This window comes from Dinoroseobacter sp. S76, assembly GCF_049801095.1.
GTDB lineage: Bacteria > Pseudomonadota > Alphaproteobacteria > Rhodobacterales > Rhodobacteraceae > Dinoroseobacter.
The window spans coordinates 339,640-366,171 of record NZ_JBNAGH010000002.1 but is presented as its reverse complement, the minus strand read 5'-3'; the positions used below and the strand labels follow the sequence as shown (position 1 = coordinate 366,171).

Genomic DNA, 26,532 nt, shown 5'->3' with positions numbered 1-26,532 from the left:
GTCCGGGTCCGGTGGCGCGGCTCAGTCGCGCCCCTTGCCGGCAAAACGTGGCAGCATGGCGGAAAAATCCTTGTCCCCCATACCCTCTACCTCGGCAAAGGCTTCGTAGAGCTTGGTGGCAACGGCACCCATGGGCGTATCGGCATCCGCATCCTCGGCGGCTTGCTGGCTCAGGCGCAGGTCCTTGAGCATCAGTGCCGCGGCAAAGCCGGGCGCATAGTCGCGATCCGCCGGGCTTTCCGGCCCGACGCCCGGGGCCGGGCAATAGGCGTTCATCGACCAGCTATACCCCGATGAAGTCGAGACCACGTCGAACATCGCCTGCCGGTCGAGCCCCAGCTTGTCGGCCAGCGCAAAGGCCTCGCAAGTGGCAATCATGGTCACGCCGAGGATCATGTTGTTGCAGATCTTGGCCGCCTGACCATTGCCCGCCGCCCCGCAATGCACGGCCTTCTGGCCCATGATGTCAAAGAGCGGTGTGGCCGTGGCAAAAGCCGCCGCGTCACCGCCCACCATGAAGGTCAGGGTCCCGGCGCTCGCCCCGCCCGTGCCGCCCGAAACCGGCGCGTCGAGCGCGCCGAGCCCGGCCGCTGCCGCTTCTGCCGCCACGGCGCGGGCCGAGGCCACATCCACAGTCGAGCAATCGAGCAGCACTGCGCCCTTGGTCATGGCGGGCAGGATTTCGGCGGCCACCGCGCGCAGGATCGCCCCATTGGGCAGCATGGTGATCACGACATCCGCGCTGGTCGCGGCCTCGGCGGCCGTGCTCGCCGCGCTCAGCCCCTCGGGCACCGTTCCGGTAACGTCAAACCCCGCTACCGCGTGGCCTGCGGCGGCGAGGTTCTGGGCCATGGGCGCGCCCATATTGCCGAGGCCGATAAATCCGATCTTCATGGGGTCTCTCCGTCAAATGTGAGCTCGTTTGCGCCGAGCGGGGCGATCATGGCGGCGACGCGGTCCGGGGACACGGCGTCGAGATCTGCGTGTTGCCAGCGCGGCTTGCGGTCCTTGTCGATCACTTGCGCGCGGATGCCTTCGAGGAAATCGCCTTCCTCCGCCGCGCGCCAGGTCCAGCGGTACTCGGACTGGAGCGCGGCCCGAAGGTCGCCGCTCTTTGCCGCGCGGATCAGCGCGAGTGCGCAGGCTGCCGAGAGGGGGGCCGCGCGTCCCAGCCCGAGCAGGGCGTTCTGGGCAAACTCCGTGCCTTGCGCGCGCAGAGCTGCGGCCACGGCGGCGCCACTTTCCTGATCGAAGGCCGCGTCGATCTCGGCCTGAAAAGGCGCGATCCGCGGCTCAGGCGGCGGGTCGCAAGCGGCCACAAGCGCCGCCACATCGCCGCTGGCCACGAGCGCGGCCTTGGCGGCCTCCCAGTCGGCTTCGGGCATGTAATGGGATGCGAACCCGGTCAGGATCGCGTCCCCGGGCCCCATGCGCGCGCCGGTCATGCCGTAATAGGCGCCCAGTTGGCCCGGTGCGCGGGCCAGCAGATAGGTCCCACCCACATCCGGGATCAGCCCGATGCCGCATTCGGGCATGGCGATCTGGCTGCTCTCGCCGACGATCCGGTGACTGCCATGGCAGCCGACGCCCACGCCGCCGCCCATGGTAAAGCCCTGCAGGAAGGAGACTACCGGTTTGGGATATTCCGCGATCCGCGCATTCATCCGGTACTCGTCGCGCCAGAACGTGCGGCCATAGCTGAAATCGCCCTTGGTCCCGGTCTCATACATCTCGACGATGTCGCCCCCGGCGGAGAAGGCCTTGGGGCCGTCCCCCTCGATCAGGATCACCCAGACCTCCGGATCCGCCTGCCAGTCCAGAAGGGCTGCGTCGATCGCGCGGCACATGTCATAGGTCAGCGCGTTCAGAGCCTGCGGGCGTTGCAAGGTGATCCGTCCGGCGACCCCGTCCGTGCGGATGGAGATATCGCTCATGCCCGGGCCGACAGCAGCGCGCGGGCCACGAGAACGCGCATGATTTCATTGGTCCCTTCGAGGATCTGGTGGACCCGCAGGTCGCGCACCAGCTTCTCGATCCCGTAATCGGCCAGATAGCCATAGCCACCATGGAGCTGCAGGCATTGATCCACGATCTTGCTGCCGCATTCGGTCACGAATTTCTTGGCCATGGCGCAATGGGTCGAGGCGTCGGGCGCGCCGGTGTCGAGCTTCCACGCGGCTTGGCGCAGGAAGACGCGGGCGGCTTGCAGCTCGATCTCCATATCCGCGAGGCGGAACTGAAGCCCCTGAAACTGGTCGATCGAGGTGCCGAAGGCCTTGCGCTCGCCCATATAGGCCAGCGTCGCGTCCAGTGCTGCCTGCGCGGCCCCGAGCGAGCAGGCCGCGATGTTCAGCCGCCCGCCATCGAGCCCCATCATGGCATAGCGAAAGCCCTGACCCTCTTCGCCGAGCAGGTGGTCGGCGGGGATCGGGCAATCGTCCATCTGCACCTGTCGCGTGGGCTGGGAGCGCCAGCCCATCTTGTCCTCAAGCCCGCCAAAGGAGAGCCCCACTGTCCCATCCTCGATCACCAGCGCCGAGATCCCCTTGGGTCCCGCATCGCCCGTGCGCGCCATGACGATATAGGCGTCCGAATAGCCGCCGCCAGAGATGAAAGCCTTGGTCCCGGTCATCCGGTAGCCCTCATTCGTGCGCTCGGCCCGAGTCTTCAGCGCGGCGGCATCCGAGCCCGAGCCAGGCTCGGTCAGGCAGTAGGAAAAGAATGTCTCCATGGTGAGCGCGCGGGGCAGGAATTTCTCCTTCACCGGGTCCGCGCCGAACTTGTCGAGCATGGCCGCGCACATGTTGTGGATCGACAGGAAGGCCGCAACCGAGGGGCAGGCCATGCTGAGCGCCTCGAACACCAGGGTCGCATCCAGCCGGGTCAGCCCCGCGCCGCCGCTTTCCTCCGAGACATAGAGCCCGCCGAACCCAAGTTGCGCCAGTTCGGGCCAAAGCTCCTTGGGGATCGTGCCGTCCTTCTCCCAGGCCAGGGCGTTGGGCGCGATCCGGTCACTGCCGAAATCGCGGGCCATGTCAAAGATCGCGGATTGCTCTTCGCTGAGTGAAAAATCCATCCGGTCCTCCCCGACCCACTGGAATTGAACGTGCGTTTAGTTTTCACGGAGGCGGGCCCGGATGCAAGCTTTATCCGCGTGCCTGCGCGCTTGCGTCCGGGGGGCAAGGATCAGAGGTCCCGGTGGAATTCCTCGATCAGATGGCGGGTGACGGCATCCATGGCCTCGGCATCGCTGGCGCCGGTGTCGCGCGCGCTCTGGCGCACGGCGCGCTGCCGGTCCGCGCTGGAGCCGTCCCGGGCAATCTCGCGCAGGCGTTCAACCTCCGCCAGCGCGCCGAGCGCCTCGGCATCGGCGCCGACAAGCTCGATCATCTCTTCGACAAGGTCGCGGCTCTCGACCACGGTGCCACGGCCGAAATCAATGAGGCTGCCCATGGCGCCATAGCGCTGCGCGCGCCAGCGGTTCTCGGCGATCAGGAAGCGGTCATAGGCCCGCCAGCGCATGTTGCGGGTCTTGAGCCCCCAGAGCATCCGCATCAGGGCCTGGGTCGCGGCGGCGATGCTCAGCGTGTCCTCGAGCCGGGGGCAGACATCGCAGATCCGGCTCTCCAGCGTTGGGAAACGGTGGGAGGGGCGCAGATCCCACCAGATCTTGGTGCTGTCCTCGATCAGGCCGAGATTGACCAGAACCTGTACCGCGCGCTGGTATTCTGCCCAGGAGTTGAAGACCGGTGGCAGGCCCGTGCGGGGCAGGTTGTCAAACACCGTCAGCCGGTAGGACGCGAGCCCCGTATCGCGCCCTTTCCAGAAGGGCGAGGAGGCCGAGAGCGCCAGCAGATGCGGCAGGAAATAGGAAAACTGCGGGAGGAGGTCGATGCGCGTGTCATCGCTCTCGATGCCCACATGCACATGCATCCCGCAGATCAGCAACCGTTGGGCCACGCCGCCCAGATCCCTTTGCAGCGTCTTGTAGCGCTCCTTGTCCGTGTGATGCTGTTCGGCCCAATCGGCACTGGGATGGCAGGAGGCGGCAATCGGCGCGAGGTTGAACCGCGCGGCCTCCTCGGCCACGGTGCTGCGCAGGCGGCGCAGGTCGTCCCGTGCCTCGGCGATGGTCGCGCAAACCCCCGTGCCGATCTCGATCTGGCATTGCAGGAACTCCGGGCTCACCTGGCCCTCAAGCTTGGCGCTGCAGGCTTCCATCAGGGCTTCGGGGGCCTCCGCGAGGCGCAGGCTGTCGCGATCCACGAGCAGGTATTCCTCCTCGATCCCCAGCGAGAATTGCGGGGTGTCGGTGGTGCCGGATGTGGAGCTGGACATGGGGTGGGCCTCCTCGCGGACCGGGGCGCGTGGGGCGGGCCGGGGTCGTTCAATGTCTTGTGCAAACTTCGCTCAGACTGTCCTGCCACGGCCCGGACATCAAGAAATTAAGGGCGCTGGGGTGAGTCTCTGCTGCGGGAGAATCACCTCTCGACCACAGCCAGAGGTGGTGCGACACACCCGCACGCCGGAGAATTCTTCGTAGAGCGCTCAGAGTTTAAGCTGTTGTTAGCTATGCATTAAGCAAACCCGCGCTAGACGCGGTTTCGCATGGGTTACGTAAGGTCATTTTTACACAAATGACGCGTTACACGTGGCATAATAAGAGCACGCACACTTTTTAAGGGTATTGGGGTATGTTCAAAACGTCTCTATGCACAGGGGCCGCACTGGCCTTTGCCGCGATGGCCGCGCCTGCCGCTGCCTCGACGGTGATCAATTTGACCGGTGGGGAGGTCCTCGGGATCGGCTCCAAAACCGGGACATTCGATAACGGGACCGTCTCCGGAACGGTCGAGGCCTTCACCGCCGGATTTTGCGGGGCGCTGTGCGACCCGGTCCTGACACAGGACGCGTCAGAAGGCATCGGGATTGCACGCAACCCGTTCGATGATCCGTCCATCGACGCCCTGCAAGCCGAGGCGATCACCTTTGTCTTCGACGAGGAAGTGATCTTCGAAGCCGTGGATTTCGGCTTTGTGGACGCGGATGACGACTGGTCCATCACGGTGGACGGCGACACGCTCGTGGATATCAGCAACGAAGATCCGTTCATCTCCTTTGGCGGCGTCACGGGCACGACCCTGACGATCAGCGCCTTCTTCGAGTTCCCCGAGGATCTCGTGCTGGGCGAGTTTGACGACTTCAACATCCAGAGCATCACGGTCTCGCTGATCGATGATCCGACCATCGTGCCGCTCCCGGCATCGGCTGGCCTGCTGCTGGCAGGGCTTGGCGGTCTGACCCTGGCGCGGCGCCGGCGTCAGCGCTGAGCGCGGACCTCTCCGACCTCATGAAAAGCAGCCTCCGGGCTGTTTTTTTCTTGTCCGCGATCCGGGGCGGGCAAAACGAAAAAGGGCAGCCCCGCAGAGCTGCCCTGATCCGGTAGCGTGGTCTCCGATCACTCCATCACGGGGATCGAAAACTCGCCGCCTTCCTTGATGCCCGAGGGCCAGCGGGCGGTGACGGTCTTGGTCCGGGTATAGAAGCGGAACGCGTCCGGCCCGTGCTGGTTCAGATCGCCGAAGCCGGATTTTTTCCAGCCACCGAAGGTGTGATAGGCCAGCGGCACGGGGATCGGCACGTTGATCCCGACCATCCCGATATTGATCCGGTTGGCGAAGTCGCGCGCGGCGTCCCCGTCGCGGGTGAAGATCGCGGTGCCATTGCCGTATTCGTGGTCCATGGCGAGGCCAAGCGCCTCCTCATAGGATTGCGCGCGGACGGTCGAGAGAACCGGGCCAAAGATCTCCTGCCGGTAAATGTCCATGTCCTTGGTGACGTGGTCGAAGAGATGCGGTCCCACGAAGAACCCGTCCTCATAGCCTTGCAGGCTGAAATTGCGGCCATCAACCACCAGCTTGGCGCCTTGGTCGACGCCGGACTGCACGAGCCGCTCGATATTGGCCTTGGCGGCGGCGGTGACCACAGGGCCATAATCCACATCCGTCCCCGCAGTGTAAGGGCCAACCTTGAGCGCCTCGATCCGCGGCACAAGCTTCTCGATCAGCCGGTCGGCGGTCTCGTCACCCACAGGCACGGCCACGGAAATCGCCATGCAACGTTCGCCCGCCGCCCCGTAGCCCGCACCGACCAGCGCATCGGCGGCCTGATCCATATCCGCGTCGGGCATGATGATCATGTGGTTCTTGGCACCGCCAAAGCACTGCACGCGTTTGCCGTTCGCGCAGCCCCGGGAATAGATGTATTCCGCGATCGGGGTCGAGCCGACAAAGCCCACGGCCTGGATCGTGTCATGGTCGAGGATGGCGTCCACGGCCTCCTTATCGCCATTCACCACCTGCAAGAGCCCGTCGGGCAGACCGGCCTCAGTGAGCAGTTCCGCCAGCATCAGCGGCACGGAGGGGTCCCGCTCTGACGGCTTCAGGATGAACGCGTTCCCGCAGGCGAGGGCGGGCGCCATTTTCCACATGGGGATCATGGCGGGGAAGTTGAACGGCGTGATCCCGGCCACGACGCCGAGGGCCTGGCGCATGGAATACATGTCGATCCCCGGACCTGCGCTGTCGGTGAATTCGCCCTTCAAGAGATGCGGCGCAGCGATGCAGAACTCGACCACTTCGAGCCCGCGTACCACGTCACCCTTTGCATCGGGCAGGGTCTTGCCATGCTCGCGGCTCAGGGCCTCGGCGAGCTTGTCCATATCGCGGTTCAGCAGGCGCACGAATTCCATCAGGACCCGAGCGCGGCGTTGGGGGTTGGTCGCGGCCCAGGCCGGTTGCGCGGCGGCGGCAGCCTGCACGGCGGCGTCGAGCTCGGCCGTGCTGGCCAGCGGCACCTTGGCCTGCACCTCGCCCGTGGCGGGGTTCATTACATCGGCGAACCGACCAGAGGTTCCGGCCACCCGGGCCCCGTTGATATAGTGGCTCAGCTCTTCCATAATGCTCTCCCATTTCCGATTGGCCCCATCATAGCTTGCATTTTTGCCCGCAGAAGCGGCAGATTGCCAAATAGGTTTTGCATTTTTGTAGGTATGTGATGGCGTTGAACTGGGATGATCTGCGGATTTTCCTGCATGTGGCCCGGGGGGAGGGGCTGACAGCGGCAGGGCGCTCCCTGCGGCTGGATCCAGCGACCGTGGGGCGGCGCGTCGCGCGGCTTGAGGCGGAGCTGGACGCGGTGCTCTTCGTGAAATCCCCTCAGGGCTATCAGCTGACCGAGGCCGGCGCACGCTATCTGCCCCATGCCGAGGCGGCGGAGCGCGCGGCCCGGGCCATGGGCGACGCGCTTGGCGGGCAGGGGGAGGATCTGGCCGGTCCCGTGCGGATCGGTGCGCCCGATGGCTGTGCCAACTACCTGCTGCCCGCGGTCTGCGCGCGCATGCTGGAGCAGCACCCGAGGCTCGAGCTGCAGATCATCGCGCTGCCCCGGGTGATCAACCTGTCAAAGCGCGAAGCGGATTTCGCGGTCACGGTCTCCCCGCCCGAGGCTGGGCGCCTCACGGTGCAGAAGCTGAGCGATTACCGGCTGCATCTGATGGGACATCGCGACTTGCTGGCCCGTGCGCCCGTCGCGATCCCCGAGGATCTGAGGGCCCACCGCATCGTGGGCTATATCCCGGATATGGTCTTTGACCGGGAGCTTGATTACCTCGCCGAAGTGGGGCTCGACCGTCCGGATCTCGGCTCGAACTCCGTGGCCGTGCAGCTCAACCTCCTGAAGGCGGGCACCGGGCTCGGGATCGTCCACGACTTCGCCACGCCCGCCGCCCCGGAGCTGGTCCGGGTCCTGCCCGAGCGCATCTCCCTGACCCGGAGTTTCTACCTCGTGCGCCATGCGGATGACCAAAAAGTCGTAGCTTTGCAGCGCATCGCACGTATTTTCGCGGGTTTTTTCCGCGACGAACTCGCCCGACTTGAGCGCAGCGCTTGACAGAGCGCCGTGCCCCCGGCGACCCTCAAGCAAAGAAGTTTGGAGGAGCGCTCATGCTGGTACATCAAATCCTGAAGTCCAAGGCCAGTTCGGAGGTCGTGACCATTGCCCCGGATGCGAGCGTCACCGAGGCGGCGAAGACCCTGTCGGCGCGCAAGATCGGGACCCTGGTGGTCTCCAGCGACGGCAAGACAGCCGAAGGGGTTCTGTCCGAGCGCGACATCGTGCGCGAACTGGGCGCCCGCGGGGCAACCTGCATGGACGACACTGTGGGTCAGATGATGACCAAGGACCCGGTGACCTGCGAGCCGGAGGACAGCGCCGACACCGTACTGCGCAAAATGACCGAAGGGCGGTTCCGCCACATGCCTGTGGTGCAGGACGGCGCTATGGTGGGCGTGATCACTCTGGGCGATGCTGTGAAGGCACGCCTGCAGGAGGTGAGCATGGAAAAAGAAGCGCTCGAAGGCATGATCATGGGCTTCTAGCCCTTGCGATTGCAAACTCACGCATAGCGATCTATCCCGGGCACATCTGCTGGCCCGGGCGGTCATTTTCTAAGGAGACAGCCATGCGTATCGGTCTTTATCCCGGGACGTTCGACCCGGTGACGCTTGGTCATCTGGATATCATCCGCCGCGCGGCAACCCTTGTGGATCGCCTCGTGATCGGCGTTGCCATCAACCGCGACAAGGGCCCGATGTTCTCGCTCGATGAGCGGGTCGCCATGCTCGAGGCGGAATGCGCGGAAGTGTCCAAGGATCTCGGGATCGAGATCGTGGCCCATCCCTTTGAAAACCTGCTGATCGATTGCGCCCGCGATGTGGGGGCGACCATGATCATTCGCGGCCTGCGGGCCGTGGCGGATTTCGAGTACGAATTTCAGATGGTGGGGATGAACCGGCGGCTCGACGATTCCATCGAGACCGTGTTCCTCATGGCCGAAGCCGAGCATCAGGCGATCGCCTCGAAACTGGTCAAGGAGATCGCCCGATTGGGCGGAGACGTCACGCCGTTTGTGACGTCCCCGGTTAAGGCTGCGTTGCTGGACCGTTTCGGGTCCAAGATGATGCGGGCCGCTCAGTAACCGTAGACGGTCTTGCGAGCGATGGCGCGCGCGTTTGTGCGGTCGATATCCAGGTCGTGGGCAGTTTCCCACGGCATCGCTTCAATCTCCGAAACCGTGCGGGCATAAGCCATACGCTTGGCGGCGGCGGAGCGGATCGTGTGCAGAATGTTGGTCATAGAGACACTCCAGGGAGAGAGGGGTTAAGTGCAAGCGTTAGCGCTCACAACGCATAAATGGGCTATGCCGCGCTGCAGAACAACGCACATTTCGGACTGTCCGTTATGCGTTTTATGCAAGGTGATTCACAGGGCGTTTACCCTTTGCTGCGGGTGCACATTTTCCGGTCATTTCGCCGCGCGGAGACAGGTCGCATGAGCCAGCCGGACGGCTTCACCGATATCCCGCCGGGCAAGGTTGCCGCGATTGTCACCCAACTGGAAATGACGGCGCGGCCGGCGCTCCATCCGGCCCCGGATCTCGGTGATTTGACGCTCACCCATGTGCCGAGCCCCGAGCTCGCGGCCTATCGCGATCTCTTCTACCGGGTCGGGGGCGCGGGCTGGCTTTGGTGCTCGCGGCTGTTGATGTCGGACGCGGAGTTGTCCGGTATCCTTCACGACCCCAAGGTGCAGATCCATGAGTTGCGCGAAAGCGCCCGCGCCGTCGGGCTCTTGGAGTTGGATTTCCGGGAGGAGGGGGCCTGCGAACTCGCCTTTCTGGGGCTCGAGGCGGGGATGACCGGGCGGGGCCTGGGCACCGCCCTGATCAATCAGGGGATCGAGATCGCGTGGTCAGAGCCGATCGCCCGGATGCATGTCCATACCTGCACTTTCGACCATCCTGGCGCTTTGGCGCTCTACCGGCGCTCCGGGTTTCGCCCCGTGCGCCAGCAGGTGGAGGTGTTCGACGATCCGCGCCTGACCGGAGTGCTGCCGCGCGAGGCGGCCCCACATATCCCGATCATTGCGCCTGAGGCTTAGAGGAACTTCGCCATTTCCTTGGCCGTGTCGACCATGCGGTTCGAGAAGCCCCATTCGTTGTCGTACCAGCTCAGGACCCGGCACATGGTGCCCTCGAGCACCTTGGTCTGGTCTGTGGCAAAGATCGACGAGCGCGGATCGTGGTTGAAATCCATGGAGACGAGCTTGTCATCGGTCACGCCGAGCACGCCGGCCAGGCGGCCTTCGGAGGCGGATTTCATGGCGGCGTTGATCTCCTCGGCGGTGGTTTCGCGCGCGGCCTCGAAGGTCAGGTCCACGACCGAAACATTCGGCGTGGGCACGCGGATCGCGACCCCGTCGAGCTTGCCGTCAAGCTCAGGCAGCACCAGCCCCACGGCGCGCGCGGCCCCGGTGGAAGTGGGGATCATGTTCATCGCCGCCGCCCGGGCGCGGTAGAGATCCTTGTGCATCGTGTCCAGCGTCGGCTGATCGCCCGTATAGCTGTGGATCGTGGTCATAAAACCTTTGACGATCCCAATCTCCTCTTGCAGGACCGAAGCCACGGGCGCGAGGCAGTTCGTGGTGCAGGAGGCGTTGGAGACGACAATATCCGATCCCGAGAGCGTCTTGTGGTTCACGCCATAGACGATGGTGTTATCGGCGCCCGAAGCCGGGGCCGAGACCAGCACGCGCTTGGCGCCGTTTTCCAGATGCAGTGCGGCCTTGTCGCGGGCGGTGAAGATGCCGGTGCATTCCAGCACGATGTCCACATGGCCCCAGGGCAGGTCCTTGGGCTCGCGGATCGCGGTCACCTCGATCGGGCCGGAGCCCACATCGATGGAGCTGCCAGAGACGGTCACCTCGCCGGGAAACCGGCCATGGACGGAATCGTAGCGCAAGAGATGCGCATTGGTTTCCACCGGTCCCAGATCATTGATCGCGACGACCTCGACATCGGTATCGCTGGATTCCTGGATCGCCCGCAGGACATTCCGTCCGATTCGACCAAACCCGTTAATCGCCACTTGCACAGCCATCTGCGTCCCCCGTTTGCTGAAGTTCCCTCGCCATGCGGGGGTCGCGCGAATGGTACCGCTAACATTTGGCGGTTGCAAGCGGCTGACGCAGGGGGCACAGGCCCTCGGCGGGGCCGTGACCGGCCTGCATCAGCCGCGCAGAGGCGCAAAGGCGGCGGCAACGGAAAAGGGCGCCCCGGTGGAGCGCCCTTCAGCAGGCTGACTTGTCTCAAAGAGGGGTCAGATCAGGCGACCGATCGCAGCGGCGGTATCGGCCATACGGCAGGAGAAGCCCCACTCATTGTCGTACCACGCCATCACACGCACGGTCCGCCCGCCGATGACCTTGGTCTGGTCCGGTGCGAAGATCGAAGAATGCGTTGTGTGGTTGAAGTCGATGGAGACCTTGGGCTCCGGATCATAGGCGAGCACGGCACCCATATGGCCCTGTGCAGCTTCGCGCACGATCTCGTTCACGTCTTCGACGGTTACGTCCTTGCCCGCCTCGAAGGTCAGGTCCACGGCGGAGACATTCGGCGTCGGCACGCGCAGGGCGGTGCCGTCGAGCTTGCCGGACAGCTCCGGGATCACTTCGCCAATGGCTTTGGCCGCCCCGGTGGAGGTCGGGATCATCGCCATGGCCGCGGCGCGGGCGCGGTAGAGATCGCTGTGGCGGCGATCCAGGGTCGGCTGGTCGCCCGTATAGCTGTGGATCGTGGTCATGATCCCGCGCTCGATGCCGATCGCGTCGTTCAGCACCTTGGCGAGCGGTGCGAGGCCGTTCGTGGTGCAGGAGGCGTTGGAGACCACATGGTCATCCGTGGTCAGGCTGCGGTGGTTCACGCCATAAACGATGGTCTTGTCGGCGTTCTTGGCAGGGGCCGAGACCAGCACGCGCTTGGCGCCGTGGTCGAGATGGACCGCCGCCTTGTCGCGGGCATTGAACTTGCCGGAGCATTCCAGAACCACATCCACCCCGGACCAGTCGAGCTCGGTCGGGTCATAGGTCGAGAAGACCTTCATCGGGCCGCGGCCCAGATCCAGATTGTCACCATCCACTTTCACGGTGCCGCCAAAGCGGCCATGGATGCTGTCATATTTCAGAAGATGCGCGTTGGTCTCGATCGGCCCGGTGGCGTTGATCTTGACGACCTGCACATCGTTGCGCGCGCTCTCTGCGATATGCGCCAGCGTGCAGCGTCCGATGCGGCCAAATCCGTTGATCCCTACAGTAATCGTCATCTCACACGCTCCTTAAGCATTGGCGACCCTGTTCCAGGCGGTGCGCGCCGGTCTGGTCGCGTGGGCCCGGGGGATGTGGGCCACGGTATTCCGTCGTATTCTGCCATTGACCTAGCCTGTTGCAGGTGCAGAAAAAAGAGAGAAAATGTCGCTACATTAATATGTTAGCGAAAACATAAGCTGTTGGCGCTAACGCCTTGGCGGAATTTCGCAACTCCCCTGTGCGGAATGCGTTAACAAGAGGCAGGTAGGAGAGAACCATGAGCGGATTGATAGCATTGCTGGATGACGTGGCGGCCCTGGCGAAGGTGGCGGCGGCCTCTCTGGACGATGTGGTGGCCCAGGCGGGCAAGGCGGGCGCCAAAGCGGCGGGGGCGGTGATCGACGACGCGGCGGTGACGCCCAAATACGTCCAAGGCTTTGAGGCGTCGCGGGAATTGCCCATCGTCTGGCGGATCGCCAAGGGCTCGATCAAGAACAAGCTGCTGATCCTGCTGCCCGTGGCGCTCCTTCTGGCGTCTTTTGCGCCGTGGATGATTCCCCCGCTTCTGATGCTGGGGGGCGCTTACCTCTGTTTTGAGGGGGCGGAGAAGATCCTCCACGTCTTCTTTCCCAGCCATCACGGCCCCGAGGAAGAGACAGGCCCGCCCGTCACCGCCGCCCATCTGGAGGAGGCCAAAGTCTCGGGCGCGATCAAGACCGACTTCATCCTCTCGGCTGAGATCATGACCATTGCCCTGGCGGCCCTGCCACCGAACAGCGTGGTATTTCAGGCCGTGGCCCTGGCGCTGGTGGCCGTGGGGATCACGGTGCTGGTCTATGGCAGTGTCGCGCTGATCGTGAAGGCCGATGATGTGGGGCTACATCTGGCGAAGGAAGGCAGCTTGTCGGCGACCCGGGCCCTCGGGCGGGGGATCGTGACCTGGATGCCTGCCTTCATGAAGCTTCTGACCATCGTCGGCACCGCAGCCATGCTCTGGGTTGGCGGGTCGATCATCCTGCACAGTCTCGAGGAGCTGGGCGTCGGAGGCCCGGCCCATCTGATCCACGGTATCGCGGCCGGGGTGGCCCACGCTCTGGGGGTGGCGCAGGGCTTTGTGGAATGGCTGGTCACCGCGACCCTGGACGGCATTTTCGGCTTGGTGCTGGGGCTGGCCATTGTGCCGGTTGTGACCCGGGCCACGGCCTTGGTGCATCGCCTCAAGAGCTGAGACGCGCAAACGCAAACCGCCCGCCGGGTCTCTCCGACGGGCGGTGGTCTGCGGGCTGACCGGATGGGGTCAGAGCATTTCCTTGACCTTGGCGGCGGTCGCCTCGGCCGTAATCTCGAAATGCGCATAAAGCTCGCCCGCCGGGGCGGAAGCGCCGAAATCATGCATCCCGACAAATCCGCCCTTTTCACGCTTGCCGCGCTCGCCATAGAGCCAGCGGTCCCAGCCGAAGCGTATCGCGGCCTCGACCGCCACACGCACCGGCCCTGCGGGCAGGACACGGCGGCGATAGGCGTCGGGCTGCTCTTCAAAGAGCTCCCAGCAGGGCATGGAGACCACGCGCGTGCCGATCCCCTCGGCCTGCAGCAGATCCCGCGCCGCCATGGCGATGGAGACCTCGGAGCCCGTGGCCATCAGGATCGCCTGACGCTTGCCCTCGGCCTCGGCCAGCACGTAGCCGCCCTGCGCCGTCAGGTTCTTGGTCTTGTGCTCGGTCCGCACCGTGGGCAGACCCTGACGCGACAGGGCGAGCACCGAGGGCGTCTCGGTCTGTTGCAGCGCCAGCTCCCAGGCCTCGGCGGTCTCCACCGCGTCGGCGGGGCGGAAGACCAGCGTGTTGGGCGTGGCACGCAGCATGGCCAGATGCTCCACCGGCTGGTGGGTCGGACCGTCTTCGCCCAGACCGATCGAGTCGTGGGTCATCACATAGACCACCGGCTGCTTCATAAGCGCCGAGAGACGCATGGCCCCGCGTGCATAATCGGTGAAGCACATGAAGGTCCCGCCATAGGGGCGCAGCCCGCCATGGAGGCTGAGGCCGTTCATCGCCGCGGCCATGCCGTGCTCGCGGATGCCGTAGTAGACGTAGCGGCCATCGCGGCTCTCGGGCATGAAGGTGCCGAGATCGGCGGTCTTGGTGTTGTTTGACCCCGTCAGGTCCGCCGAGCCGCCTACGGTTTCAGGCATGATCGGGTTGATCACGCCAAGCGCCAACTCCGAGGCCTTGCGGGTCGCCACTTTGGGCGCGTCCTCGGAGGTTTGCTTTTTCAGCGCCTTGATCGTCGCGCTGAGCTTCTTGGGCAGCTCGCGCGAGAAGGTGCGGGCAAACTCGGTCTGCTTGGCGCCGGAGAGCTTTGCAAAGCGCGCCTCCCAGGCGGCTTTCTCGGCGGCACCGCGCGCCCCGATGGCCTCCCACTGGGATTTCACATCCGCCGGAACCTCGAAGGCGGCGCCGGACCAGCCCCAGGCGTCCTTGGCGGCGGCGTTCTGGTCGCCATCGGTCAGCGCGCCATGGCCTTTGGACGTGTCCTGAGCCGCGTGGCCGAGGGCGATATGGGTCTTGCAGGCGATCATCGCCGGGCGGGCGCTGGCCTTGGCCTCGGTGATGGCGCGGTCGATATCGGCGGGGTCATGCCCATCGCAGGAGAAGACGTCCCAGCCGGAGGCGGCAAACCGCGCAAGCTGATCGGTGCGGTCCGACAGGTCGACCTTGCCGTCGATGGTGATGCCATTGTCGTCCCAGAGCACGATGAGCTTGCTCAGCTCCTGACGCCCGGCGAAGGCAATCGCCTCCTGGCTGACACCTTCCATCAGGCAGCCATCGCCCGCGATCACCCAGGTGTGGTGATCCATGATCTTGGCACCCCAGCGCGCGCGCAGGATTTCTTCGGCCATGGCAAAGCCCACGGCGGTCGCGATCCCCTGGCCAAGCGGGCCGGTGGTCGTCTCGATCCCGGCGGCGTGACCAAATTCCGGGTGCCCGGCGGTCGAAGCGCCAAGCTGCCGGAAATTCTTGATTTCCGACAGGGGCATGGATTCGTAGCCGGTGAGATAGAGCAGCGAATAGAGCAGCATCGAGCCATGGCCCGCCGACAGGATAAACCGGTCGCGGTCCGCCCAGTCCGGGGCGCTCGCATCAAATTTCATGTGCTTTTCAAACAGCACGGTGGCCACATCGGCCATCCCGATCGGCATCCCCGAATGCCCCGAATTCGCGGCAGCCACCGCGTCGAGGGTCAGGCTCCGGATCGCGGTCGCTTTCATCCAGTGTTCAGGGTGCGCAGAGCGCAGGGCAGCTATATCCACGGAGGCTTCGTCCTTCTCGGCTCGTATTTCAACGGGTCGGCGCGACGCCGTGGGCCGCTCTTTAACCATCGGCGGGCAAAGTGCAACCTTTGCGGGCAGATCTGGGACGATGGAAGGGGGCGGGGGCGCGCCTCCCCCCGAAATGGGGGGGCGCATTTGCGCGATCTGCTTGGTAACGTGCGCACGCCGATCCCATCGAATCGCCCGGCGCCGGGCATCTGGGGTATTGGCGCGGCAGGTCCGAAAGGTGCGAGGCATCCAGGTCAGGATCGTACAGCCGCGGGAACACATGACCGAGCACGAGAAAAAAAGAGACGAACAGGAGAGGCGCGTCATGAGCGACATCCCTCAGTTGGAGCAGCGTATCGCCGTTGCTCTGGAACGCATACGCACAGGTGTCGATGCGCTAGCAGCCCCCCAGGACAACTCCGAACTGGTCGCGGCCGAGGCGCGGGCGGACGCGCTGGCGGCGGAGCTGGCCGGGATCCAGGCGCAGCTGAGCGCCGCCAAGGAGGTTGAGGCCGAGGTTCTGGCCCTGCGCACCAAGCTGGCCGAGGCGGATGCGGAGAAGGGGGACCTCCTCTCGACGATCCAGTCCCTGCAAGGGGTGAATGCGGATCTGCGGGCGGCTGCGGCGGAGGGGCTGTCGGATCCGGATGTGATCAACAAGGCGCTGGTCGCCGATCTCGAGGCGCTGCAAACCGCCCGTGCGGCGGATCTGCGCGATATCGAAACCCTTCTGGCCGAGCTGGCCCCGATCGCGCAGGAGGCCTGAGCATGCCCGAAGTCACCATTTCCATCGGGGGTCGGAACTTCGCCGTGGCCTGTCAGCCAGGGGAAGAGCCTTTTCTGCAATCGGCGGCCGAGATGCTCAATGCCGAGGCCTCGGTCCTGTCGGACCAGTTGGGCCGGATGCCGGAATCGCGCATGCTGCTCATGGCCGGGCTGATGCTTGCGGACAAGACGGCGGCCATGGAAGACAAGGCCAATGCCGCCGAAGCCAAGCTCGCCGAGGCCATGGGCGCGCTCGAAGCTCTGCGCAACGCCCCTGCGCCTGAGCCCGAACGCATCGAAGTGCCGATGATCCCGCCCAGCGTGGCCGAGGGCATGGCCGAGCTCGCCGCCCGGGCCGAGGCTGTGGCCGATGCGGTCGAGGCGCAGGCCGCCGAGCGCGCGGGCCCGGCCTGATCCATGGCGCTCGAGGACGCGTCGGGCGAGGTCGACAACGCTTTCACACGTCGCGACGCACGGGGTCTCAGCTATGAGGCGGCCTATGGCGGCGCGCTGAGCTTTCTGCGGCGGCGCTACACCAAGGACCTGACCGGGGTGGATGTGGCCGTCACAGGCGTGCCCTTCGATCTGTCGGTGACGAACCGGCCCGGCTGTCGTCTTGGGCCGCGGGCGATCCGCGAGGCCTCTAGCCTGCAACCCTTCGATCCGCCCTATGGCTGGGGCTTTGACCCGATGACCGAGGTGTCGGTGGTGGATTACGGGGATCTGGCCTTCGATTATGGCAAGGCGGCGGGCTTTCCGGCCGCACTCACTGCGCATATCGCAGGGATCCTTGCGGCGGGGGCGGCGCCCCTGACCATGGGTGGGGACCACTACATCACCTATCCGATCCTGCGCGCCATGGTCGAGAAACACGGACCTCTGTCGCTTTTGCAGTTCGACGCCCATTCCGACACCTGGCCGGATGATGATTTCGACCGGCTCGACCATGGCACGATGTTCTACAAGGCGGTCAAGGAGGGGCTGATCGACCCGAGCCGCTCGGTGCAGGTAGGGATCCGCACGACCAATGAGACTGATCTCGGGTTTCACGTGATCGACGCACGCGAGGTGCATGAGGCAGGCCCCGTGGCCGCAGCTGCAAAAATTCGTGCAATTCTAGGGACTCACAAGACATACCTCACCTTCGACATTGACTGTCTCGACCCGGGCACGGCCCCGGGCACGGGCACGCCGGTCTGGGGCGGGCTCAGCGCAGGACAGGCGGCGATCCTGCTGCGTGATCTGGCGGGGATCCATCTGGTCGGGGGCGATGTGGTCGAGGTCTCGCCGCCCTATGACCCGTCCGGGGCGACAGCGGTGGCCGGGGCCCATGTGCTCACAGAGATCCTCTGCCTCTGGGCCTGGACGCGGCGGGGCTGACCGCTCTTGCGTTGAGCGAGGGACCCCTTACCTCAGGGGGGCGGAGCAAGAAAGGGAACCTTGGGATGGGCAATTGGATAGGCGTGCTGATCATCGTGGCGATGTTCGCTGTGGTCGGGGTGATGGGGTATTTTCGTCTGGCACCCACGGAGGCTGAGGCCTGGCATGTGGACCCCACGGATCTGAGCCTGAGCGACGGGAAGGGCTCGGCGCTGGTGCGCTCCGATGGCGCGCTAAACAGTCCGACCTTCGCGGAGACGCCCGAGGCGCTCCTTGCGCGGGTCGATGCCATCGCGCTGGCGACCCCGCGGACGCGCCGGATCGCCGGCAGCGTCGCGGAGGGCCGCGTCACCTACATGACCCGGTCCCTGATCTTCGGCTTTCCCGATTTCACCTCCGTCACCACGATCCCTTCCGGCGACGGGGCGGAGCTTGTTGCCTATGGGCGCCTGCGCTTTGGCAGCTCGGATATGGGCGTGAATGCGGAGCGGCTCGAGGGCTGGCTCGCGCAGCTCAGCCCCTAAGAGCGCACGCGCGGTCGCTGGGGGCTCTTGACCCCGGACGGGCCGGGCGGCACAACCCGCGCCATGGTTCCCACGGATAAACTCGCCCAGATCACCGAGCGTTTCGAATATATCGAGGCGCGCATGGCCTCTGGTGCGGCGGGCGAGGATATCGCCGCGCTGGGGCGCGAATATGCCGAGCTGAAGCCGGTGGTCGAGGAAATCTCCGCCTATCACAAGGCGTTGGAGGATCTGGCCGAGGCCGAGGCCATGATGGATGATCCCGAAATGCGCGCCCTGGCCGAAGAGGAACTGCCAGAGCTGAAGGCCCGGATCCCGGAGATGGAGCACGCCCTGCGGCTGGCGCTTCTGCCCAAGGATGCCGCCGATGCGCGCCCTGCGATGATCGAGATCCGCCCGGGGACCGGCGGTGAGGAAGCCGCGCTCTTTGCTGGGGATCTCCTGCGGATGTACCAGCGCTATGCCGAAGGGCAGGGCTGGCGCTTCCAGATCGTGGAGGAAAACCACACGGAGCTGGGCGGTATCAAGGAAGTCATTGCCAATGTGGCCGGACCGGGCGTTTTCGCGCGGCTAAAATATGAGAGCGGCGTGCACCGGGTGCAGCGCGTGCCGGTGACCGAAAGCGGCGGGCGGATCCACACCTCCGCCGCGACGGTCGCGGTCCTGCCCGAGGCGGAGGAGGTCGATCTCGACATCCCGGCCAGCGATCTGCGCATCGACACCATGCGCGCCAGCGGGGCGGGCGGGCAGCATGTGAACACCACCGACTCGGCGGTGCGGATCACCCATCTGCCCACGGGGATCATCGTGGTCAGCTCCGAAAAGTCCCAGCACCGCAACCGCGAGATCGCCATGCAGGTCATGCGTGCGCGGCTCTATGATCTGGAACGTCAGCGCGCCGATGCAGAGCGCTCGGCGGAGCGTAAGGGGCAGGTCGGCTCCGGCGATCGATCCGAACGGATCCGGACGTATAATTTCCCCCAGGGGCGGATGACGGATCATCGGATCAACCTGACGCTCTACAAGCTCGATCAGGTGATGCAGGGCGATCTGACCGAGGTGATCGACGCGCTCATCGCAGATGATCAGGCGCGGCTACTGGCGGAAGTGGACGGATGATCCCGGGGCAGGCAGAGGCCATTCGCGCCATGACCGAGGCCGGGGTGGCGGATCCGACCGGGGACTACCGGCGCCTCTATGACTGGGCCTATGGCAAGGGGGAGGAAGACCCCGAGCCTCAGACCCGCGAGGCGCCGAATGACTGGACGCTTTACCTTTTGAAGGATGCCGTTGATGCACGTGTGGCCCGTCAGCCGGTGTCGCAGATCATCGGAACCCGCGCCTTTTGGGAGCACGCGTTCGAGGTCACGCCCGATGTGCTCGACCCGCGCCCGGATACGGAAACCCTCGTCGAGGCGGCCCTTTCGCGCCCGTTCGACCATGTGCTCGATATCGGCACGGGCTCGGGCTGTATCCTGCTGTCGCTGCTGGCGGCGCGTCCGACGGCACGCGGTATTGGCGTGGATATCTCGGAGCCTGCTCTCGCTGTGGCGCGCCGGAACGCGGCCACGCTGGACCTGACCGATCGAAGTGAGTTCCGCCGCTCGGATTGGCTGGCAGAAGTGCCGGAGCAGTTCGACCTGATCGTCTCCAACCCACCTTATATCGATGCGGCGACCTATGCGTCCCTTGCCCCGGAGGTCCAACACTGGGAGCCTCGCAGCGCGTTGGAGGCCGGGGAAGACGGGCTCGACGCCTATCGCGCGATTGCGGCACAGGCCCCAAGGGCCCTGAAAGCCGGCGGGCGGCTTCTGCTGGAGATCGGCCATGATCAAGGACAATCCGTTCCAAAACTTCTGGCCGGTGCCGGAATTGAAACGGTGAATGTCTTAAAGGATCTTAACGGCAAAGACCGTGTCGTCATTGCGAACTTGATCTGAATCGCATTCGCACGGGGAAATCGCGCTTCCCCAAAAGATTGGTGTAAAAAGCGCCGTTTTTTGCTTGCCCCACGCGCGCGCACATGCTTACTGAACGGCACGGGTAGCGCGACCTCGCACGGCGAGGGCCGCTCGTATAACCCAAATCATCACCGATATCCGTGGCGCAGGCAGAAGCTTCGCTGCAATGACGGATAAAGCTGGATAGGCCCCTTGGGCGGTATCTCCGACTGCCACAAAGGCGGAAAAACCTGATATGAGATCATCTAAATCCCGGTCGCGGAATAAGAATAATCGGCGCAGCGTTGGCAATATCGTCAATCGCGTCTTTGACAGTTCTGGTCCCGAAGGCAAGGTGCGCGGCACGCCGCAGCAAATCATCGACAAGTACCAGACCCTTGCGCGGGATGCGCAGCTGGCCAATGACCGCGTGGCGGTCGAGAACTTCCAGCAGCATGCCGAGCACTATACCCGCATGCTGAGCGAAGCGATGCGCGAGCAGGAAGCCCGCCGCGAGCAGCAGGAACAGCAGCAGCAACAGCGCAACAATCAGCGCAATGCGGACCGGGCGGAGCGCTCTGACCGGGGCGGTGATCGGGGTCAGGATCAGGCACGCGCCCAGGATCCCGGCGAGGCACCGCAGCCCGAGGCGGCGCCCCAACCCAAGCCTCAGGCGCAAAGCGACAGTTCCGCCTCCGATGTCATCGACCTGAATGCCGGGTCTGACGCGGATACCGGGCTTGTCGAGACGCCCGAGAGCAAACCGGCCCGCAAGCCGCGCACCCGCTCGCGCCGCAAGAAGACCGATGACGCGCCCGCAGCGGCCCCGGCGGAGGCGGCCGCAGACGCGCCTGAGCCGAAGAAGGCTGAGAAAGCCGCGGATGCACCTGCCGAAGCACCCACGTCGGACACGCCCGCCGCCGAGTGAGGTGGCGCGGCCTGTCAGGGTCGCGTGTCATGGGGGATAGGGCCAGCCCAAGGGGTGGCCCGGAGCGATCACATCGAGAAACTGGTCCCGCAGCCGCAGCTCGAGCTGGCATTCGGGTTGTCGATTGTGAAACGCGCGCCGATCAATTCCTCGGTGAAATCGATCACGGCATTCTCGAGAAAGGGCAGGGACACCGCGTCCACGACCACTTTCTGGCCGTTCCCTTCGAGGATCAGATCATCCTCCGCCGGATCGTCGAGCTTGATCTCATATTGAAAGCCAGAGCAACCGCCGCCTTCAACCGCCACGCGCAGGGCCTTCACAGCGTCCCCGTCAGCATTGATCTCGGCAAGCCGCGCAAAGGCGCGCTCGGTCACGGTGGGGGGCAGGGTCAGATCCATGGCTTTGCTTCATCTGTTCTTGAGGGTCTTTTCGTCATATAAGATGCAGCAAAACTGAGAACAAGAACAGGCAGATCATATGAGAGCGCCCTTTGCGTGCGATCCGGATGGCTCGCGCGGACGGCTCCATGGGGAACCCGAAAGCGATTTTCGCTCCTGCTTTCAGCGGGATCGCGACAGGATCATCCATGCCAGCGCGTTCCGGCGCCTCAAGCACAAAACCCAGGTCTTTGTGGAGCATGAGGGCGATTTCTTTCGCACGCGGCTGACCCATTCCATTGAGGTGGCCCAGGTGGCGCGCACGATTTCCGGCGCGTTGGGTCTGAACGAGGAACTGACCGAGGCGGTCGCGCTCGCCCATGATCTGGGCCACACGCCCTTTGGTCATACGGGCGAGGATGCTCTGGACGCGCTCATGGCGCCCTATGGCGGGTTCGATCACAACGCTCAGGCGCTCAAGATCGTCACGGATCTCGAACGTCACTATGCCGAGTTCAACGGGCTCAACCTCACATGGGAGACGCTGGAGGGGATCGCGAAACACAATGGCCCCGTGACCGGCGAGTTGCCCCATTCCCTGGGGCAATATGTGCTGCGCCATGATCTGGAGCTTGGCACCCATGCCAGTGCGGAGGCGCAGGTCGCGGCCCTCGCCGATGACATCGCCTATAACAACCATGATCTGCAGGATGGCCTGCGGGCCGGGCTGTTTTCCCAGGCCGATATTCTCGATCTGCCCCTTGTGGGGCCCGCCTATGCGGAGGTCGACGCGAAATGGCCGGGGCTCGAGCCCTCGCGCCGCAAACATGAGGCCCTGCGCCGGGTCTTTGGCATGATGGTCGGCGACGTGATCGCGACCAGCAAGGCCGGGCTGGCCGAGGCCGCGCCGAAGGATGCGCAGGCCGTGCGCGAACTGGGTCGTGCGATCATCCGTTTCTCGCCCGAAATGTGGCAGAGCCTGACCGAGATCCGCGCCTTTCTGTTCTCGCGCATGTACCGCGCGCCCAGCGTCATGGCAAAGCGGGCAGAGGTGACCTGCGTGGTCAATGACCTCTTCCCGGCCTATCTGGCGGATCCGTCCCTGCTGCCGGCGCGGTGGCAGCCGGATATCCTTGCGACCCGCACGCGCACGGATCTGGCGCGGATCGTGGCGGACTACCTCGCGGGTATGACTGACCGCTACGCCCTGCAGGCCCATGCCAAGCTTGGCGAAATGAGGGGCGAGGCGCGCGCCGCCTTGTGATTTCGGTTGGACCCGGCGGGGCTTGTTGTTACACCGCAGCCGATCCTAATCCGAGACCGACCATGAACCTGTTTACCGATCTGCGCGCGGGCGTTCTGTCCGCGCTGAGCGAGATGCAAGCCGAGGGCGTGCTGCCCGAGGGGCTGGACTTTGCCAATGTGGCGGTGGAGCCGCCGCGCGATGCGGCCCATGGGGACATGGCCACGAATGCAGCGATGGTGCTGGCCAAGCCCGCCAAGATGAAGCCGCGCGACATTGCCGATGCACTGGCGGTCAAGCTTTCCGCCGACCCGCGCGTGGCGAGTGCCGAGGTGGCCGGGCCGGGCTTTCTAAACCTGCGGCTCGCGCCGGAGATCTGGCAGGGGTTGGTGCGTGCGGTGCTCGAGACGGGCACGGGCTTTGGCCGCTCGGATATGGGGCAGGGCAAGCGGGTCAATGTGGAATATGTCTCCGCCAACCCGACCGGTCCGCTTCATGTGGGGCATACGCGGGGCGCGGTCTTTGGCGACGCGTTGGCGAGCCTCTTGGACTTCGCGGGCTATGAGGTCACGCGGGAATACTACATCAATGATGGCGGCGCGCAGGTCGATGTCCTCGCGCGCTCGGTCTATCTGCGTTACCTCGAAGCCCACGGGCAGGAGGTCGCCTTTGAGGATGGCACCTATCCCGGGGACTACCTGATTGCCGTGGGCGAAGCGCTCAAGGCCAAGGTCGGCGACGCTTTTGTCGACAAGGGCGAGCAGTTCTGGCTGCAAGAGGTTCGGGACTTCGCCACCGACGCGATGATGGACTTGATCCGGTCGGATCTGGCGAGCCTCGGCGTCAAGATGGACGCGTTCTTTTCGGAAAAGAGCCTCTATGGCACGGGACGGATCGAGGCGGCGATCGCCAATCTCGATGAAAAAGGTCTGATCTATCGCGGCACGCTGGAGCCGCCCAAGGGCAAGGTGCCCGAGGATTGGGAGCCGCGGGAGCAGACGCTCTTCCGGTCCACCTCCCACGGGGATGACGTGGATCGCCCGATCAAGAAATCCGACGGCAGCTGGACCTATTTCGCGCCTGACATTGCCTACCATTTCGACAAGGTGGAGCGGGGCTATGACGCGCTGATCGATGTGTTCGGCGCGGATCATGGAGGCTATGTGAAGCGGATGAAGGCGGCGGTCTCGGCCCTGTCCGAGGGGCAGACGCCGCTCGACATCAAGCTGACGCAGCTCGTGCGGCTCTTCAAGAACGGCGAGCCCTTCAAGATGTCCAAGCGCGCCGGGACCTTCGTGACCCTGGCCGATGTGGTCGAGCAAGTGGGTCCGGATGTGACCCGCTTCGTGATGCTGACCCGGAAGAACGACGCGCCGCTCGATTTCGATTTCGACAAGGTGCTGGAGCAATCGCGCGAAAACCCGGTGTTCTACGTGCAGTATGCCCATGCCCGGGTCTGCTCTGTGATCCGCAAGGCGCGCGAGGCCGGGATCGATGTCGACGACCCGACCCTTGCAAGCGCGGACCTCTCTGGGATGAGCGATCCGGCGGAGCTGGCGCTGGCCAAATCCCTCGCGGAATGGCCGCGTCTGGTGCAGATCGCGGCGCGGACGAACGAGCCTCACCGAATCTCCTTCGCGCTCTACGACATCGCGTCCGACCTCCACGCGCTCTATAACAAGGGCAATGACGCGCCGGAGCTGCGCTTCTTCCAAGAGGGTGACCCAGAGGCAACACAGTCGAAAATCGCGCTCGCGCGGGCCTGCGCCGTTGTTATTTCGACCGGTCTTGGTATCCTTGGGGTGGCTCCTGTGGAAGAGATGCGCTGACCAAAAACCAAGCGCGCCGCCTCGGGATCTGAGCAGTCGACGACCCTCCTGCGCTGCGGAGGGATGTGAGAGGCAGGACAATGACCGTGTACGAGAGCGACGCCTACGGGGCGTATGATGGGCGCGAGTCCGTCGATGGGCCGGCCCCTCTGGGCCGCGCAATGGGTCCGCTTGTGACCAGCATGGGGGCGGTGGCGTCCCTGGCGCTGGTCGCGGGGCTCGGCATGTGGGGCTACGATCTGGCCATGCGCGATGTGGCCGGTGTGCCGGTGATCCGCGCACTCGAGGGACCCATGCGGGTGCAGCCCGATGATCCGGGTGGCCGACAGGCCGAGCATCAGGGCCTCGCCGTGAATGCCGTGCAAGCCGAGGGCGTGGCCGAAGCGCCCCCCAACCAGATCATTCTCGCACCGGCGCCCATCGATCTGAGCACCGCGACCCCCGCGCTGCCCGAGGGGCAAGCCGTGGCCGCGCAACCCATCGATGTGGCCCAACCCGCAGGTGCGGACGCCGAAGTTCCGGCGACGAACACGACGGGGCTGGCGGTGGATAACCTGATCCGCGACCTCGTGGCTGAGGAAGAGGCGAACCGCCTGCAGCTCGTGCCCGCGAGCCAGCCGGGCATCGCGCGCTCTCCGCGCCCTGTGGCCCGACCGGCCGTGGTGGCCTTTGCCAGCCGTGCCGGGGCCGGTGTCGATTTCACGGCGACCTCTGCGACCGTGCCCGCGAGCTTTGTCGAGCCTGACACGATCGCGCTCGGCACGCGCATGGTGCAGTTCGGCGCCTTTGACGATGACGCCACCGCCCGCGCCGAATGGGAGCGGATCTTGGCCCAGTTCTCCGACTACCTTGTGGGCAAGGCCCCGGTGATTCAGCAGGCCGAGCGTGCGGGGCAGGAGTTCTACCGGCTGCGCGCCACGGGGTTCGAGGATCTCGCCGATGCGCGTCAGTTCTGCTCGCTCTTTCTGGCCGAGAACATGGCCTGTATCCCGGTGGTCTATAAGTGACACAACCAGGCGCGCCGCGCCCGACCGCGGTGATCTTCGGCTGCGCGGGGCTTGAGCTGACCGAGGCGGAGGCAGCGCTCTTCGCGACCTGCCAGCCTTGGGGGTTCATCCTTTTTGCGCGCAACATCCGGGACCGGGCGCAGATTGCCAAGCTGACGGCGGACCTGCGGGCGGCGGTGGGTTGGAATGCCCCGATCATGATCGATCAGGAGGGTGGGCGCGTGGCGCGCATGGCCCCTCCCACATGGCGCGGCTTTCCCCCAGCGCTGGATCAGGCCGCAGCCCCCGACGCCGAGCGGGCCTTCTGGCTGCGCGGACGGGCCATCGCGCTCGATCTCGCCGAGGTCGGCATCGATGTGAACTGCGCGCCGCTTGCGGATATCGCGCTGGACGAGACCCATGCGGTGCTGCGCAACCGTTGTTATGGCACGGATGTGGCGGAGGTTGTTGCCAATGCCCGGGCCATGGCGGAAGGCATGCGCGCGGGTGGTGTGCTACCAGTGCTCAAGCATCTGCCGGGATACGGGCGCGGTACGGTGGACAGTCATCTCGATCTGCCCCGGGTTTCCGCCGATGCGGCTGACCTGCGCGCCACGGATTTCGCGCCCTTCGTCGCCTTGAACGACATGGAAATGGGCATGACCGCCCACCTTGTGTTCGAGGCATTTGATGCGGAGCGTCCGGCCACCGTCTCGCCCATCATGATGGATCTCATCCGCAATGAGATCGGCTTTGACGGGCTTTTGATGACCGATGACATCTCCATGGAAGCGCTGTCCGGTGATTTGCCCTGGCGGGCCCTGGCCGCACTTGAGGCGGGTTGTGACCTGGTGCTTCACTGCAATGGCGATCTGGCCGAGATGGTGCGTCTGCACAAGGCGCTGCCCCCCATGACCGAGGCCGCCTGTCGCCGGGCCGCGCGGGCTCTGGCCGAGCGCCAGCCCCCTGCGCCCGTTGACATCCCGGCCTTGGACGCCGAACGTATGGCCCTGGAGCCGTCCTGAGCGCGCTGA

At 65.1% G+C, this 26,532-nt stretch carries 27 protein-coding genes; 17 read left to right on the top strand and 10 right to left on the bottom strand.

The window, feature by feature from the left end; all coding sequences use genetic code 11:
- Positions 1 to 21 precede the first annotated feature (21 nt).
- The 4 genes from mmsB to ACP153_RS07575 form a co-directional block, all read right to left on the bottom strand.
- Positions 22 to 894, bottom strand: a complete 873-nt coding sequence (mmsB, locus tag ACP153_RS07590) for a 3-hydroxyisobutyrate dehydrogenase (RefSeq protein ID WP_424970372.1) — start codon at positions 892 to 894, stop codon at positions 22 to 24.
- Positions 891 to 1,934, bottom strand: coding sequence for an enoyl-CoA hydratase/isomerase family protein (locus tag ACP153_RS07585; RefSeq protein ID WP_424970371.1), 1,044 nt, complete (start codon positions 1,932 to 1,934; stop codon positions 891 to 893). The genes mmsB and ACP153_RS07585 overlap by 4 nt, the downstream gene beginning before the upstream one ends.
- Entirely contained in the window at positions 1,931 to 3,076 is a 1,146-nt protein-coding gene (locus ACP153_RS07580; RefSeq protein WP_424970370.1) for an acyl-CoA dehydrogenase family protein, read from the bottom strand. Before ACP153_RS07580 ends, ACP153_RS07585 begins: the two co-directional genes overlap by 4 nt.
- 110 nt (positions 3,077 to 3,186) lie before the next feature.
- Positions 3,187 to 4,338, bottom strand: a complete 1,152-nt coding sequence (locus ACP153_RS07575; RefSeq protein ID WP_424970369.1) for a carboxylate-amine ligase — start codon at positions 4,336 to 4,338, stop codon at positions 3,187 to 3,189.
- A gap of 356 nt (positions 4,339 to 4,694) precedes the next feature.
- Between ACP153_RS07575 and ACP153_RS07570 the strand changes: the two genes are divergently transcribed.
- Positions 4,695 to 5,330 carry a VPLPA-CTERM sorting domain-containing protein gene (locus ACP153_RS07570; protein WP_424970368.1) on the top strand — a complete coding sequence of 212 codons (636 nt, stop codon included), beginning with the start codon at positions 4,695 to 4,697 and terminating at the stop codon, positions 5,328 to 5,330.
- Between the two features lie 128 nt (positions 5,331 to 5,458).
- Here ACP153_RS07570 and ACP153_RS07565 read toward each other — a convergent pair whose 3' ends face one another.
- A complete protein-coding gene (locus ACP153_RS07565) occupies positions 5,459 to 6,958 on the bottom strand; it encodes a CoA-acylating methylmalonate-semialdehyde dehydrogenase (protein WP_424970367.1) in 1,500 nt (499 codons plus the stop codon).
- A gap of 98 nt (positions 6,959 to 7,056) precedes the next feature.
- Between ACP153_RS07565 and ACP153_RS07560 the strand changes: the two genes are divergently transcribed.
- From ACP153_RS07560 to coaD, 3 genes are all read left to right on the top strand, one after another.
- Positions 7,057 to 7,950 (top strand): LysR family transcriptional regulator, encoded by an 894-nt coding sequence (locus ACP153_RS07560; RefSeq protein ID WP_424970366.1) that lies wholly within the window; start codon positions 7,057 to 7,059, stop codon positions 7,948 to 7,950.
- A gap of 53 nt (positions 7,951 to 8,003) precedes the next feature.
- Positions 8,004 to 8,438 carry a CBS domain-containing protein gene (locus ACP153_RS07555; RefSeq protein WP_424970365.1) on the top strand — a complete coding sequence of 145 codons (435 nt, stop codon included), beginning with the start codon at positions 8,004 to 8,006 and terminating at the stop codon, positions 8,436 to 8,438.
- Between the two features lie 83 nt (positions 8,439 to 8,521).
- Complete coding sequence (gene coaD / locus ACP153_RS07550; protein ID WP_424970364.1) at positions 8,522 to 9,037, top strand: pantetheine-phosphate adenylyltransferase; 516 nt, start codon at positions 8,522 to 8,524, stop codon at positions 9,035 to 9,037.
- On the opposite strand, the gene ACP153_RS07545 is transcribed toward coaD, so the two are convergent.
- Positions 9,031 to 9,195 carry a hypothetical protein gene (locus tag ACP153_RS07545; RefSeq protein WP_424970363.1) on the bottom strand — a complete coding sequence of 55 codons (165 nt, stop codon included), beginning with the start codon at positions 9,193 to 9,195 and terminating at the stop codon, positions 9,031 to 9,033. The two genes, coaD and ACP153_RS07545, sit on opposite strands and share 7 nt — an antisense overlap.
- A gap of 195 nt (positions 9,196 to 9,390) precedes the next feature.
- On the opposite strand from ACP153_RS07545, the gene ACP153_RS07540 reads away from it, so the two are divergent.
- Positions 9,391 to 9,999, top strand: a complete 609-nt coding sequence (locus ACP153_RS07540) for a GNAT family N-acetyltransferase (RefSeq protein WP_424970362.1) — start codon at positions 9,391 to 9,393, stop codon at positions 9,997 to 9,999.
- Here ACP153_RS07540 and gap (ACP153_RS07535) read toward each other — a convergent pair.
- Both gap (ACP153_RS07535) and gap (ACP153_RS07530) read right to left on the bottom strand, forming a co-directional pair.
- Positions 9,996 to 10,997 (bottom strand): type I glyceraldehyde-3-phosphate dehydrogenase, encoded by a 1,002-nt coding sequence (gene gap, locus ACP153_RS07535; protein WP_424970361.1) that lies wholly within the window; start codon positions 10,995 to 10,997, stop codon positions 9,996 to 9,998. The genes ACP153_RS07540 and gap (ACP153_RS07535) overlap by 4 nt on opposite strands.
- A 219-nt stretch (positions 10,998 to 11,216) precedes the next feature.
- Positions 11,217 to 12,218: a type I glyceraldehyde-3-phosphate dehydrogenase gene (gene gap, locus ACP153_RS07530; RefSeq protein WP_424970360.1), complete on the bottom strand. Its 1,002-nt coding sequence runs from the start codon at positions 12,216 to 12,218 to the stop codon at positions 11,217 to 11,219.
- 260 nt (positions 12,219 to 12,478) lie between these two features.
- Between gap (ACP153_RS07530) and ACP153_RS07525 the strand changes: the two genes are divergently transcribed.
- A complete protein-coding gene (locus tag ACP153_RS07525) occupies positions 12,479 to 13,429 on the top strand; it encodes a DUF808 domain-containing protein (protein WP_424970359.1) in 951 nt (316 codons plus the stop codon).
- Between the two features lie 69 nt (positions 13,430 to 13,498).
- On the opposite strand, the gene tkt is transcribed toward ACP153_RS07525, so the two are convergent.
- The gene (gene tkt / locus ACP153_RS07520; protein ID WP_424970358.1) at positions 13,499 to 15,514 is read right to left on the bottom strand and encodes a transketolase; all 2,016 of its coding nucleotides are present in this window, start codon (positions 15,512 to 15,514) and stop codon (positions 13,499 to 13,501) included.
- A 334-nt stretch (positions 15,515 to 15,848) separates the two neighbouring features.
- Here tkt and ACP153_RS07515 point away from each other — a divergent pair, with 334 nt between their 5' ends.
- The 7 genes from ACP153_RS07515 to ACP153_RS07485 all read left to right on the top strand — a co-directional run bounded on the left by ACP153_RS07515 (position 15,849) and on the right by ACP153_RS07485 (position 21,060).
- Positions 15,849 to 16,289 (top strand): hypothetical protein, encoded by a 441-nt coding sequence (locus ACP153_RS07515; protein ID WP_424970357.1) that lies wholly within the window; start codon positions 15,849 to 15,851, stop codon positions 16,287 to 16,289.
- A gap of 2 nt (positions 16,290 to 16,291) precedes the next feature.
- Entirely contained in the window at positions 16,292 to 16,702 is a 411-nt protein-coding gene (locus ACP153_RS07510; RefSeq protein ID WP_424970356.1) for a cell division protein ZapA, read from the top strand.
- Between the two features lie 3 nt (positions 16,703 to 16,705).
- Complete coding sequence (gene speB / locus ACP153_RS07505) at positions 16,706 to 17,668, top strand: agmatinase (protein ID WP_424970355.1); 963 nt, start codon at positions 16,706 to 16,708, stop codon at positions 17,666 to 17,668.
- 65 nt (positions 17,669 to 17,733) lie between these two features.
- On the top strand, positions 17,734 to 18,192 hold the full coding sequence (locus ACP153_RS07500; RefSeq protein ID WP_424970354.1) for a DUF1499 domain-containing protein: 459 nt from the start codon (positions 17,734 to 17,736) through the stop codon (positions 18,190 to 18,192).
- Between the two features lie 63 nt (positions 18,193 to 18,255).
- Complete coding sequence (gene prfA, locus ACP153_RS07495; protein WP_424970353.1) at positions 18,256 to 19,311, top strand: peptide chain release factor 1; 1,056 nt, start codon at positions 18,256 to 18,258, stop codon at positions 19,309 to 19,311.
- On the top strand, positions 19,308 to 20,132 hold the full coding sequence (prmC, locus tag ACP153_RS07490) for a peptide chain release factor N(5)-glutamine methyltransferase (RefSeq protein ID WP_424970352.1): 825 nt from the start codon (positions 19,308 to 19,310) through the stop codon (positions 20,130 to 20,132). Before prfA ends, prmC begins: the two co-directional genes overlap by 4 nt.
- 256 nt (positions 20,133 to 20,388) lie before the next feature.
- Complete coding sequence (locus tag ACP153_RS07485; protein ID WP_424970351.1) at positions 20,389 to 21,060, top strand: DUF4167 domain-containing protein; 672 nt, start codon at positions 20,389 to 20,391, stop codon at positions 21,058 to 21,060.
- Positions 21,061 to 21,128: 68 nt separating this feature from the next.
- Here ACP153_RS07485 and ACP153_RS07480 read toward each other — a convergent pair whose 3' ends face one another.
- Positions 21,129 to 21,455 carry a HesB/IscA family protein gene (locus tag ACP153_RS07480; protein ID WP_424970765.1) on the bottom strand — a complete coding sequence of 109 codons (327 nt, stop codon included), beginning with the start codon at positions 21,453 to 21,455 and terminating at the stop codon, positions 21,129 to 21,131.
- Between the two features lie 85 nt (positions 21,456 to 21,540).
- Here ACP153_RS07480 and ACP153_RS07475 point away from each other — a divergent pair, with 85 nt between their 5' ends.
- The 4 genes from ACP153_RS07475 to ACP153_RS07460 all read left to right on the top strand — a co-directional run bounded on the left by ACP153_RS07475 (position 21,541) and on the right by ACP153_RS07460 (position 26,523).
- A complete protein-coding gene (locus tag ACP153_RS07475; RefSeq protein WP_424970350.1) occupies positions 21,541 to 22,704 on the top strand; it encodes a deoxyguanosinetriphosphate triphosphohydrolase in 1,164 nt (387 codons plus the stop codon).
- 62 nt (positions 22,705 to 22,766) lie between these two features.
- On the top strand, positions 22,767 to 24,512 hold the full coding sequence (argS, locus tag ACP153_RS07470) for an arginine--tRNA ligase (RefSeq protein ID WP_424970349.1): 1,746 nt from the start codon (positions 22,767 to 22,769) through the stop codon (positions 24,510 to 24,512).
- An 80-nt stretch (positions 24,513 to 24,592) separates the two neighbouring features.
- A complete protein-coding gene (locus tag ACP153_RS07465) occupies positions 24,593 to 25,519 on the top strand; it encodes an SPOR domain-containing protein (RefSeq protein ID WP_424970348.1) in 927 nt (308 codons plus the stop codon).
- On the top strand, positions 25,516 to 26,523 hold the full coding sequence (locus ACP153_RS07460) for a glycoside hydrolase family 3 N-terminal domain-containing protein (protein ID WP_424970347.1): 1,008 nt from the start codon (positions 25,516 to 25,518) through the stop codon (positions 26,521 to 26,523). The genes ACP153_RS07465 and ACP153_RS07460 overlap by 4 nt, the downstream gene beginning before the upstream one ends.
- The last annotated feature ends 9 nt before the right edge of the window (positions 26,524 to 26,532 follow it).

What these genes read in the sequence shown, in the direction of transcription:
- ACP153_RS07575 (WP_424970369.1), bottom strand. Translation starts at nt 4,338, where the DNA reads ATGTCCAGCTCCACATCCGGCACCACCGACACCCCGCAATTCTCGCTG.
- ACP153_RS07585 (WP_424970371.1), bottom strand. Translation starts at nt 1,934, where the DNA reads ATGAGCGATATCTCCATCCGCACGGACGGGGTCGCCGGACGGATCACC.
- ACP153_RS07570 (WP_424970368.1), top strand. Translation starts at nt 4,695, where the DNA reads ATGTTCAAAACGTCTCTATGCACAGGGGCCGCACTGGCCTTTGCCGCG.
- ACP153_RS07555 (WP_424970365.1), top strand. Translation starts at nt 8,004, where the DNA reads ATGCTGGTACATCAAATCCTGAAGTCCAAGGCCAGTTCGGAGGTCGTG.
- mmsB (WP_424970372.1), bottom strand. Translation starts at nt 894, where the DNA reads ATGAAGATCGGATTTATCGGCCTCGGCAATATGGGCGCGCCCATGGCC.
- ACP153_RS07525 (WP_424970359.1), top strand. Translation starts at nt 12,479, where the DNA reads ATGAGCGGATTGATAGCATTGCTGGATGACGTGGCGGCCCTGGCGAAG.
- ACP153_RS07475 (WP_424970350.1), top strand. Translation starts at nt 21,541, where the DNA reads ATGAGAGCGCCCTTTGCGTGCGATCCGGATGGCTCGCGCGGACGGCTC.
- ACP153_RS07465 (WP_424970348.1), top strand. Translation starts at nt 24,593, where the DNA reads ATGACCGTGTACGAGAGCGACGCCTACGGGGCGTATGATGGGCGCGAG.
- ACP153_RS07510 (WP_424970356.1), top strand. Translation starts at nt 16,292, where the DNA reads ATGCCCGAAGTCACCATTTCCATCGGGGGTCGGAACTTCGCCGTGGCC.
- ACP153_RS07580 (WP_424970370.1), bottom strand. Translation starts at nt 3,076, where the DNA reads ATGGATTTTTCACTCAGCGAAGAGCAATCCGCGATCTTTGACATGGCC.
- ACP153_RS07500 (WP_424970354.1), top strand. Translation starts at nt 17,734, where the DNA reads ATGGGCAATTGGATAGGCGTGCTGATCATCGTGGCGATGTTCGCTGTG.
- ACP153_RS07485 (WP_424970351.1), top strand. Translation starts at nt 20,389, where the DNA reads ATGAGATCATCTAAATCCCGGTCGCGGAATAAGAATAATCGGCGCAGC.
- prfA (WP_424970353.1), top strand. Translation starts at nt 18,256, where the DNA reads ATGGTTCCCACGGATAAACTCGCCCAGATCACCGAGCGTTTCGAATAT.
- coaD (WP_424970364.1), top strand. Translation starts at nt 8,522, where the DNA reads ATGCGTATCGGTCTTTATCCCGGGACGTTCGACCCGGTGACGCTTGGT.
- speB (WP_424970355.1), top strand. Translation starts at nt 16,706, where the DNA reads ATGGCGCTCGAGGACGCGTCGGGCGAGGTCGACAACGCTTTCACACGT.
- ACP153_RS07545 (WP_424970363.1), bottom strand. Translation starts at nt 9,195, where the DNA reads ATGACCAACATTCTGCACACGATCCGCTCCGCCGCCGCCAAGCGTATG.
- gap (WP_424970360.1), bottom strand. Translation starts at nt 12,218, where the DNA reads ATGACGATTACTGTAGGGATCAACGGATTTGGCCGCATCGGACGCTGC.
- ACP153_RS07540 (WP_424970362.1), top strand. Translation starts at nt 9,391, where the DNA reads ATGAGCCAGCCGGACGGCTTCACCGATATCCCGCCGGGCAAGGTTGCC.
- prmC (WP_424970352.1), top strand. Translation starts at nt 19,308, where the DNA reads ATGATCCCGGGGCAGGCAGAGGCCATTCGCGCCATGACCGAGGCCGGG.
- gap (WP_424970361.1), bottom strand. Translation starts at nt 10,997, where the DNA reads ATGGCTGTGCAAGTGGCGATTAACGGGTTTGGTCGAATCGGACGGAAT.
- ACP153_RS07515 (WP_424970357.1), top strand. Translation starts at nt 15,849, where the DNA reads ATGAGCGACATCCCTCAGTTGGAGCAGCGTATCGCCGTTGCTCTGGAA.
- ACP153_RS07565 (WP_424970367.1), bottom strand. Translation starts at nt 6,958, where the DNA reads ATGGAAGAGCTGAGCCACTATATCAACGGGGCCCGGGTGGCCGGAACC.
- argS (WP_424970349.1), top strand. Translation starts at nt 22,767, where the DNA reads ATGAACCTGTTTACCGATCTGCGCGCGGGCGTTCTGTCCGCGCTGAGC.
- ACP153_RS07560 (WP_424970366.1), top strand. Translation starts at nt 7,057, where the DNA reads ATGGCGTTGAACTGGGATGATCTGCGGATTTTCCTGCATGTGGCCCGG.